This is a genomic window from Selenomonas sp. AB3002 (assembly GCF_000702545.1).
GTDB lineage: Bacteria > Bacillota > Negativicutes > Selenomonadales > Selenomonadaceae > Selenomonas_B > Selenomonas_B ruminantium_A.
Genome location: NZ_JNIO01000001.1, coordinates 1 through 8,132 on the forward strand (window position 1 = coordinate 1; position 8,132 = coordinate 8,132).

The 8,132-nt window shown below is 52.4% G+C and carries 13 protein-coding genes and 3 pseudogenes; 6 read left to right on the top strand and 10 right to left on the bottom strand.

All coding sequences use genetic code 11. The features are described from left to right. From P159_RS0100005 to P159_RS21050, 3 genes and pseudogenes are all read left to right on the top strand, one after another. Positions 1-225, top strand: a pseudogene (locus tag P159_RS0100005) (GTP 3',8-cyclase MoaA); the annotation flags it as partial. A 1-nt stretch (position 226) separates the two neighbouring features. Next, positions 227-1,155 (top strand): annotated as a pseudogene (locus P159_RS18105) (molybdenum cofactor synthesis domain-containing protein). A gap of 154 nt (positions 1,156-1,309) precedes the next feature. After that, positions 1,310-1,432: a hypothetical protein gene (locus P159_RS21050; RefSeq protein WP_318253462.1), complete on the top strand. Its 123-nt coding sequence runs from the start codon at positions 1,310-1,312 to the stop codon at positions 1,430-1,432. A gap of 5 nt (positions 1,433-1,437) precedes the next feature. Here the strand turns inward: P159_RS21050 and P159_RS20365 are convergent, their stop codons facing one another. Next, positions 1,438-1,605 carry a hypothetical protein gene (locus P159_RS20365; RefSeq protein WP_185753549.1) on the bottom strand — a complete coding sequence of 56 codons (168 nt, stop codon included), beginning with the start codon at positions 1,603-1,605 and terminating at the stop codon, positions 1,438-1,440. A gap of 224 nt (positions 1,606-1,829) precedes the next feature. Here P159_RS20365 and P159_RS20105 point away from each other — a divergent pair, with 224 nt between their 5' ends. The 3 genes from P159_RS20105 (at position 1,830) to P159_RS18115 (ending at position 3,981) form a co-directional block, all read left to right on the top strand. Further along, positions 1,830-2,246 carry a molybdopterin-guanine dinucleotide biosynthesis protein MobB gene (locus P159_RS20105; protein ID WP_318253467.1) on the top strand — a complete coding sequence of 139 codons (417 nt, stop codon included), beginning with the start codon at positions 1,830-1,832 and terminating at the stop codon, positions 2,244-2,246. After that, complete coding sequence (moaC, locus tag P159_RS0100020) at positions 2,222-2,725, top strand: cyclic pyranopterin monophosphate synthase MoaC (protein ID WP_029540351.1); 504 nt, start codon at positions 2,222-2,224, stop codon at positions 2,723-2,725. The genes P159_RS20105 and moaC (P159_RS0100020) overlap by 25 nt, the downstream gene beginning before the upstream one ends. A gap of 338 nt (positions 2,726-3,063) precedes the next feature. Beyond that, the gene (locus P159_RS18115) at positions 3,064-3,981 is read left to right on the top strand and encodes a transposase (protein ID WP_051650007.1); all 918 of its coding nucleotides are present in this window, start codon (positions 3,064-3,066) and stop codon (positions 3,979-3,981) included. 121 nt (positions 3,982-4,102) lie between these two features. Here P159_RS18115 and P159_RS21055 read toward each other — a convergent pair whose 3' ends face one another. From P159_RS21055 to P159_RS0100050, 9 genes and pseudogenes are all read right to left on the bottom strand, one after another. Next, positions 4,103-4,597 carry a transposase gene (locus P159_RS21055; protein ID WP_051650008.1) on the bottom strand — a complete coding sequence of 165 codons (495 nt, stop codon included), beginning with the start codon at positions 4,595-4,597 and terminating at the stop codon, positions 4,103-4,105. Next, the gene (locus tag P159_RS21060; RefSeq protein WP_051650009.1) at positions 4,591-5,049 is read right to left on the bottom strand and encodes a transposase; all 459 of its coding nucleotides are present in this window, start codon (positions 5,047-5,049) and stop codon (positions 4,591-4,593) included. The genes P159_RS21055 and P159_RS21060 overlap by 7 nt, the downstream gene beginning before the upstream one ends. Positions 5,050-5,387: 338 nt before the next feature. Continuing rightward, entirely contained in the window at positions 5,388-5,891 is a 504-nt protein-coding gene (moaC, locus tag P159_RS0100035; protein ID WP_029540351.1) for a cyclic pyranopterin monophosphate synthase MoaC, read from the bottom strand. Continuing rightward, positions 5,867-6,391, bottom strand: coding sequence for a molybdopterin-guanine dinucleotide biosynthesis protein B (gene mobB / locus P159_RS20115; protein WP_318253468.1), 525 nt, complete (start codon positions 6,389-6,391; stop codon positions 5,867-5,869). Before mobB ends, moaC (P159_RS0100035) begins: the two co-directional genes overlap by 25 nt. Beyond that, positions 6,292-6,648 carry a hypothetical protein gene (locus P159_RS21065; protein WP_318253463.1) on the bottom strand — a complete coding sequence of 119 codons (357 nt, stop codon included), beginning with the start codon at positions 6,646-6,648 and terminating at the stop codon, positions 6,292-6,294. The genes mobB and P159_RS21065 overlap by 100 nt, the downstream gene beginning before the upstream one ends. A 32-nt stretch (positions 6,649-6,680) precedes the next feature. After that, the gene (locus tag P159_RS21070; protein WP_318253464.1) at positions 6,681-6,803 is read right to left on the bottom strand and encodes a hypothetical protein; all 123 of its coding nucleotides are present in this window, start codon (positions 6,801-6,803) and stop codon (positions 6,681-6,683) included. Between the two features lie 154 nt (positions 6,804-6,957). Next, complete coding sequence (locus P159_RS18130; RefSeq protein ID WP_318253465.1) at positions 6,958-7,668, bottom strand: molybdenum cofactor synthesis domain-containing protein; 711 nt, start codon at positions 7,666-7,668, stop codon at positions 6,958-6,960. Then, positions 7,620-7,886, bottom strand: coding sequence for a hypothetical protein (locus tag P159_RS21075; RefSeq protein WP_318253466.1), 267 nt, complete (start codon positions 7,884-7,886; stop codon positions 7,620-7,622). The genes P159_RS18130 and P159_RS21075 overlap by 49 nt, the downstream gene beginning before the upstream one ends. A gap of 1 nt (position 7,887) precedes the next feature. After that, positions 7,888-8,132: pseudogene (locus tag P159_RS0100050) on the bottom strand (GTP 3',8-cyclase MoaA); the annotation flags it as partial.

The window sequence follows — 8,132 nt, forward strand, 5'->3', positions numbered from 1 at the left end:
TCTTCCTGCAACCGCCTGCGTCTCACCGCCGAAGGTTTCCTGAAGCTCTGCCTGCACAGTTCCGCAGGGCTGGATCTGCGGACACTTCTCCGCAATGGCATCACTGATGAAGATCTGATTGAAGCCATTGCCAATGCAGCCAGGAAAAAGCCGGCAGAGCATCTTTTCTCAGCCATTGAACAAAGGGAGCGGGACAGCCGCTATATGTATCAGGTAGGAGGCTAACATGAGCACAGGCAATATCAAGGCAATCTGCATGAGCGAAAAGAAGGGCACCATCAAGCGACCTGTAGCAGAAGCATTATTTATCACGGAACACGGTATCAAGGGCGATGCCCACGCCGGCAGCTGGCATCGGCAGGTAAGCTTCCTGGCCCTTGAGGAAATAGAAGACTTCCGCCGCCGGGGTGGTGAGGTGGAATTCGGAGACTTTGGGGAAAATATCGTGGCAGAGGGCATTGCCTTCGACCAGCTGCCCGTGGGCACGCGGCTGAAGGCCGGAGACGTCTTCTTCGAGATTACCCAGATAGGCAAGAAATGCCACAGCCACTGCGAGATTTTCAAGCGGGTGGGCGACTGCATTATGCCGAGAAAAGGCGTTTTCGCCAGAGTGCTGCACGGAGGCAAACTGAAGGCAGGAGACACACTTGCCATCACCGAAGAAAAGCTTCCTCTGGAAGCAGCCGTCATCACCGCCAGCGACAAAGGCTCCAAGGGGAGCGGGAGGACAAGAGCGGCGACAAGGCCGAAGCCATGCTGAAGGAAGCAGGCTACACCAAAGTCCACAGGGTCATCCTGCCAGACGAACAGGAAGAACTGGCCGCCAAGATGCGGGAATACGCAGATATGGGGGTAGGCCTCATTCTCACCACCGGCGGCACAGGCTTCTCCCCCCGGAACGTAACTCCGGAGGCCACCCTGGAGGTCTGCGAACGCCTGGCCCCCGCATTCCCGAAGCCATGCGGGCCCTTCCCTGAAGATCACCCCCGGGCCATGCTGAGCCGCGCCGCCGCCGGCATCCATAAAAGAAGCCTGATTGTCAACCTGCCCGGCAGCCCCAAGGCCGTAGAAGAATGCCTGGGGTTCATTCTCCCCAGCCTTGCCCACGGCATAGAAATCCTGCGGGGAGAGACAGGGGAATGTGCGAGGAAATAATGTATGAACCCAAATGACCTCTCACTCCTGATAATAGCCGGGGGCAAAGTTCCCGGCTGGGCACTGACAAGCGGCAACTGAAACTTGGTGACTCCTCCCTGCTGGAATACACTCTGGCCCAGGGCAAAAAATCCGTCTTCAAGGAAGTCTTCCTTTGTGCCGAAGCCCCTCCCCCTTCCTCACGGAACTGGCAGGAAAATATAGGGTTGCCCTGCTCTTTGACGAGACGCAGGGGCTTGGTCCCGTGTCCGGCCTTGCCCGGGGCTTGCTTCCATAACGAAATCATGGGCTCTGGCCATCGCAGGAGACATGCCTTTCCTGGACTTGGAAGAACTGTGCCGTTTCGGAGCCACTCTCCCAACCAGCGAACTTGCCCTTTTGCCTGTAGCCAAGGGCAGGCTTCAGCCCTTGGCAGCTTTCTATCACCAGAAAACTGCCACCTGTTTCCAAAGAGCCCTCCATGGTGACGTAAGGAAAATCCGGCAGGTGCTTGAATCCTTCCCCTGCAGCCAGCGGGAATATGCAGGCTCACCTTCTCATTTCTTCAATATCAACACCCCGCCGACTGGCGGCTGGCACAAGGCAGGTTTGCCAATCTCAAACGCAAAGTACCTGTTATCGCCATCACCGCCCCCGCCTCCGGCACCGGCAAGACCACCTTCATAGAAAAACTCCTGCCCCGCCTCAGGGAAAGAGGCATAAGAGCAGGAGTGATCAAAAGCGACAGCCACGGCTTCAATCTGGATATGGAGGGCAAGGACAGTTGCCGCTTCTCACAGGCAGGCGCAGAAAGCGTAGCGGTGATATCACCGCAGGGCTGGTTCATTACCCAAAAGACTGAGCAGCGGGCTGGCTTTGAATCTGTTGCCAACAAGATGGAGGGCATCGACCTGCTCCTCACAGAGAGCCGCAGCCATGGCACCCTGCCCGCCCTTTCCCTCTGGCGGGGCAAGGGCACTCCCCTTGTGGGAGAAGATGTGGCCGCCATATTCACTTCTGAGCCACATGCAGAAGCAGCTGCGATTTACGAATACAATCTGAACGACATAGAAAAGGCGGTGGAATCATGTCTCTTTCTGATGGGACGATAGATGAACCAAAACTCAACCACTTCGATGCCAGCGGCCAGGCCCACATGGTTGATGTAAGCCCCAAGGCAGAAACCCTCAGGATTGCCACGGCCACAGGCAAGATAAAGGTCAGCCCCCAGGTTTACGAAGCCATCACCAATGGCACTGCCAGGAAGGGCGATGTGCTGGGGGTAGCCCGGCTGGCAGGCATTATGGGAGCAAAGAAGACCTCCGACCTCATCCCCCTCTGCCATCCCCTGCCCCTCACCGGCGTCAGCGTAGACTTCACCCTGCTGCCGGAGGAATGCGCCGTGAAGGCTGCCGCCACCGCCAAGATCACCGGACGTACCGGGGTGGAAATGGAAGCCCTCACCGCCGTCAGCACCGCCCTCCTCACCATCTACGATATGTGCAAGGCTCTGGACAAGGGCATGGAAATCACAGATATCCACCTGGAAGAAAAAAGCGGCGGCAAGAGCGGGCATTACAGGCGCATATAGCAGAATACTGCCAAAGACAGAAAAAATTACTATTTCTTCCCCTCCTTACCATGATTCTGTTTCCTAAATTCAAAATTTGTATTTGCAGCTTCTATAACTCTATCTTTTCCAAATATCAATACTAAATTTGCTATTTGTTCAGCATGTTGCTTTTCATCATGATAAAAGAATACACTTCTATCATGTCTATCCACGATATATTTTATAACTCAAACTTCGCAGTTGTGAAACTGCCAAATCATTCGACTTGTACCATTTCCTAAAAAAATAGCATAAGCTCTCTCCGTTTTGTATAATGAAAGTGACAGCAATCATAACATAAACGGAGGGCTTATGCCATGAACATTGTATCACAGAATCATATCTTTGGTGAACAACTTTCTTCAAAAATATCTTGTTTCCTGGAAGAATTCCATGTTGGCAAGATACTCAAGGTCTGCAATGCCTATAAGGTTCGCGGTTTCTCTGTAAGCAATGTGTTTAAGGTTGCATTCGAGAATGCCTTTCGCAACAAGTCCTTTTATCAGCAGGAAAAGATGGATTCATCTGTTATTCCCTTTGCTAAAGATACCTTTTACCGTTTCATGAATTCCAGTTGTGTCAACTGGCGCAAATTCACTCTGCAGCTTGGTAAATCCATCATTCAAAAAATTGTACCTCTTACCAATGAAAACCGGCGCAACGTGCTTATCATCGATGACTCCTTGTTAAGCAGGGCACGTTCCAAGAATGTGGAGCTGCTTGCCAAGGTGTTTGACCACGTCGAGCACAAGTATACGCGGGGGTTCCGCATGCTGACTCTCGGCTGGAGTGATGGGAATTCGTTTCTGCCACTCAGCCACTGTCTGCTTTCATCTGCCAATCGTGTCAATCGGCTGCAGGAGTCTTCGGATAAGATCGACTCGCGTAGCAACGGCGGGAAACAGCGCAAGCTGGCACAGACTAAGGCTACCGTTGTTATGCAGAAGCTCTTGGCTGAGGCAAAATCTATGGAGATTCCAGCCCGCTACGTTCTTTTTGACACCTGGTTCTGTTCACCGTCTTCCCTTGTTCAAGTCAAGGAACTCGGCTTCGATGCCATTGCTATGGTAAAAAAGTCTGAAAACAGTCATTTCCTTCATGACGAACGCATGAAGAGTGTAATGGCAATATTTCGCCAGTCTAAAAAGCGTCCTGGTTGCTCAAAGTATCTGCTTTCAGTAGAGGCGGCGGTGGTAAAGGACGAAAAACTCTGCCAGTCAAACTGTTTTCGTTAGGAACAGAAGCAACCCAAGGACTATCGAATCTTGATATCCACAGATACCTCTTTGTATAGCAAGCAGCATCCAGAAGTATGGACGATGGAATATCAGCAACAGGTATCTCAGGATACCAAGATTACAGAGAACTTGGGGTTGCTTCTGTTCCTAACGAAAACGAGTTTGACTGGCAGAGTTTTCCGTCCTTTACCACCGCCGCCTCTACTGAAAGCAGATACTTTGAGCAACCAGGACGCTTTTTAGACTGGCGAAATATTGCCATTACACTCTTCATGCGTTCGTCATGAAGGAAATGACTGTTTTCAGACTTTTTTACCATAGCAATGGCATCGAAGCCGAGTTCCTTGACTTGAACAAGGGAAGACGGTGAACAGAACCAGGTGTCAAAAAGAACGTAGCGGGCTGGAATCTCCATAGATTTTGCCTCAGCCAAGAGCTTCTGCATAACAACGGTAGCCTTAGTCTGTGCCAGCTTGCGCTGTTTCCCGCCGTTGCTACGCGAGTCGATCTTATCCGAAGACTCCTGCAGCCGATTGACACGATTGGCAGATGAAAGCAGACAGTGGCTGAGTGGCAGAAACGAATTCCCATCACTCCAGCCGAGAGTCAGCATGCGGAACCCCGCGTATACTTGTGCTCGACGTGGTCAAACACCTTGGCAAGCAGCTCCACATTCTTGGAACGTGCCCTGCTTAACAAGGAGTCATCGATGATAAGCACGTTGCGCCGGTTTTCATTGGTAAGAGGTACAATTTTTTGAATGATGGATTTACCAAGCTGCAGAGTGAATTTGCGCCAGTTGACACAACTGGAATTCATGAAACGGTAAAAGGTATCTTTAGCAAAGGGAATAACAGATGAATCCATCTTTTCCTGCTGATAAAAGGACTTGTTGCGAAAGGCATTCTCGAATGCAACCTTAAACACATTGCTTACAGAGAAACCGCGAACCTTATAGGCATTGCAGACCTTGAGTATCTTGCCAACATGGAATTCTTCCAGGAAACAAGATATTTTTGAAGAAAGTTGTTCACCAAAGATATGATTCTGTGATACAATGTTCATGGCATAAGCCCTCCGTTTATGTTATGATTGCTGTCACTTTCATTATACAAAACGGAGAGAGCTTATGCTATTTTTTTAGGAAATGGTACAAGTCGAATGATTTGGCAGTTTCACAACTGCGAAGTTTGAGTTATAAAATATATCGTGGATAGACATGATAGAAGTGTATTCTTTTATCATGATGAAAAGCAACATGCTGAACAAATAGCAAATTTAGTATTGATATTTGGAAAAGATAGAGTTATAGAAGCTGCAAATACAAATTTTGAATTTAGGAAACAGAATCATGGTAAGGAGGGGAAGAAATAGTAATTTTTTCTGTCTTTGGCAGTATTCTGCTATATGCGCCTGTAATGCCCGCTCTTGCCGCCGCTTTTTTCTTCCAGGTGGATATCTGTGATTTCCATGCCCTTGTCCAGAGCCTTGCACATATCGTAGATGGTGAGGAGGGCGGTGCTGACGGCGGTGAGGGCTTCCATTTCCACCCCGGTACGTCCGGTGATCTTGGCGGTGGCGGCAGCCTTCACGGCGCATTCCTCCGGCAGCAGGGTGAAGTCTACGCTGACGCCGGTGAGGGGCAGGGGATGGCAGAGGGGGATGAGGTCGGAGGTCTTCTTTGCTCCCATAATGCCTGCCAGCCGGGCTACCCCCAGCACATCGCCCTTCCTGGCAGTGCCATTGGTGATGGCTTCGTAAACCTGGGGGCTGACCTTTATCTTGCCTGTGGCCGTGGCAATCCTGAGGGTTTCTGCCTTGGGGCTTACATCAACCATGTGGGCCTGGCCGCTGGCATCGAAGTGGTTGAGTTTTGGTTCATCTATCGTCCCATCAGAAAGAGACATGATTCCACCGCCTTTTCTATGTCGTTCAGATTGTATTCGTAAATCGCAGCTGCTTCTGCATGTGGCTCAGAAGTGAATATGGCGGCCACATCTTCTCCCACAAGGGGAGTGCCCTTGCCCCGCCAGAGGGAAAGGGCGGGCAGGGTGCCATGGCTGCGGCTCTCTGTGAGGAGCAGGTCGATGCCCTCCATCTTGTTGGCAACAGATTCAAAGCCAGCCCGCTGCTCAGTCTTTTGGGTAATGAACCAGCCCTGCGGTGATATCACCGCTACGCTTTCTGCGCCTGCCTGTGAGAAGCGGCAACTGTCCTTGCCCTCCATATCCAGATTGAAGCCGTGGCTGTCGCTTTTGATCACTCCTGCTCTTATGCCTCTTTCCCTGAGGCGGGGCAGGAGTTTTTCTATGAAGGTGGTCTTGCCGGTGCCGAGGCCGGGGCGGTGATGGCGATAACAGGTACTTTGCGTTTGAGATTGGCAAACCTGCCTTGTGCCAGCCGCCAGTCGGCGGGGGTGTTGATATTGAAGAAATGAGAAGGTGAGCCTGCATATTCCCGCTGGCTGCAGGGGAAGGATTCAAGCACCTGCCGGATTTTCCTTACGTCACCATGGAGGGCTCTTTGGAAACAGGTGGCAGTTTTCTGGTGATAGAAAGCTGCCAAGGGCTGAAGCCTGCCCTTGGCTACAGGCAAAAGGGCAAGTTCGCTGGTTGGGAGAGTGGCTCCGAAACGGCACAGTTCTTCCAAGTCCAGGAAAGGCATGTCTCCTGCGATGGCCAGAGCCCATGATTTCGTTATGGAAGCAAGCCCCCGGGCAGGCCGGACACGGGACCAAGCCCCTGCGTCTCGTCAAAGAGCAGGGCAACCCTATATTTTCCTGCCAGTTCCGTGAGGAAGGGGGAGGGGCTTCGGCACAAAGGAAGACTTCCTTGAAGACGGATTTTTTGCCCTGGGCCAGAGTGTATTCCAGCAGGGAGGAGTCACCAAGTTTCAGTTGCCGCTTGTCAGTGCCCAGCCGGGAACTTTTGCCCCCGCTATTATCAGGAGTGAGAGGTCATTTGGGTTCATACATTATTTCCTCGCACATTCCCCTGTCTCTCCCCGCAGGATTTCTATGCCGTGGGCAAGGCTGGGGAGAATGAACCCCAGGCATTCTTCTACGGCCTTGGGGCTGCCGGGCAGGTTGACAATCAGGCTTCTTTTATGGATGCCGGCGGCGGCGCGGCTCAGCATGGCCCGGGGGTGATCTTCAGGGAAAGGGCCCGCATGGCTTCGGGAATGCGGGGCCAGGCGTTCGCAGACCTCCAGGGTGGCCTCCGGAGTTACGTCCCGGGGGGAGAAGCCTGTGCCGCCGGTGGTGAGAATGAGGCCTACCCCCATATCTGCGTATTCCCGCATCTTGGCGGCCAGTTCTTCCTGTTCGTCTGGCAGGATGACCCTGTGGACTTTGGTGTAGCCTGCTTCCTTCAGCATGGCTTCGGCCTTGTCGCCGCTCTTGTCCTCCCGCTCCCCCTTGGAGCCTTTGTCGCTGGCGGTGATGACGGCTGCTTCCAGAGGAAGCTTTTCTTCGGTGATGGCAAGTGTGTCTCCTGCCTTCAGTTTGCCTCCGTGCAGCACTCTGGCGAAAACGCCTTTTCTCGGCATAATGCAGTCGCCCACCCGCTTGAAAATCTCGCAGTGGCTGTGGCATTTCTTGCCTATCTGGGTAATCTCGAAGAAGACGTCTCCGGCCTTCAGCCGCGTGCCCACGGGCAGCTGGTCGAAGGCAATGCCCTCTGCCACGATATTTTCCCCAAAGTCTCCGAATTCCACCTCACCACCCGGCGGCGGAAGTCTTCTATTTCCTCAAGGGCCAGGAAGCTTACCTGCCGATGCCAGCTGCCGGCGTGGGCATCGCCCTTGATACCGTGTTCCGTGATAAATAATGCTTCTGCTACAGGTCGCTTGATGGTGCCCTTCTTTTCGCTCATGCAGATTGCCTTGATATTGCCTGTGCTCATGTTAGCCTCCTACCTGATACATATAGCGGCTGTCCCGCTCCCTTTGTTCAATGGCTGAGAAAAGATGCTCTGCCGGCTTTTTCCTGGCTGCATTGGCAATGGCTTCAATCAGATCTTCATCAGTGATGCCATTGCGGAGAAGTGTCCGCAGATCCAGCCCTGCGGAACTGTGCAGGCAGAGCTTCAGGAAACCTTCGGCGGTGAGACGCAGGCGGTTGCAGGAAGAGCAGAATTTATGCTCCATGG

Excerpts from the sequence above, each read along its gene's own strand:
- P159_RS21075 (WP_318253466.1), bottom strand. The coding sequence starts at position 7,886 with ATGAGCACAGGCAATATCAAGGCAATCTGCATGAGCGAAAAGAAGGGC.
- P159_RS21065 (WP_318253463.1), bottom strand. The coding sequence starts at position 6,648 with ATGCCTTTCCTGGACTTGGAAGAACTGTGCCGTTTCGGAGCCACTCTC.
- moaC (WP_029540351.1), bottom strand. The coding sequence starts at position 5,891 with ATGTCTCTTTCTGATGGGACGATAGATGAACCAAAACTCAACCACTTC.
- P159_RS18115 (WP_051650007.1), top strand. The coding sequence starts at position 3,064 with ATGAACATTGTATCACAGAATCATATCTTTGGTGAACAACTTTCTTCA.
- P159_RS21055 (WP_051650008.1), bottom strand. The coding sequence starts at position 4,597 with ATGCTGACTCTCGGCTGGAGTGATGGGAATTCGTTTCTGCCACTCAGC.
- P159_RS21060 (WP_051650009.1), bottom strand. The coding sequence starts at position 5,049 with ATGAACATTGTATCACAGAATCATATCTTTGGTGAACAACTTTCTTCA.
- moaC (WP_029540351.1), top strand. The coding sequence starts at position 2,222 with ATGTCTCTTTCTGATGGGACGATAGATGAACCAAAACTCAACCACTTC.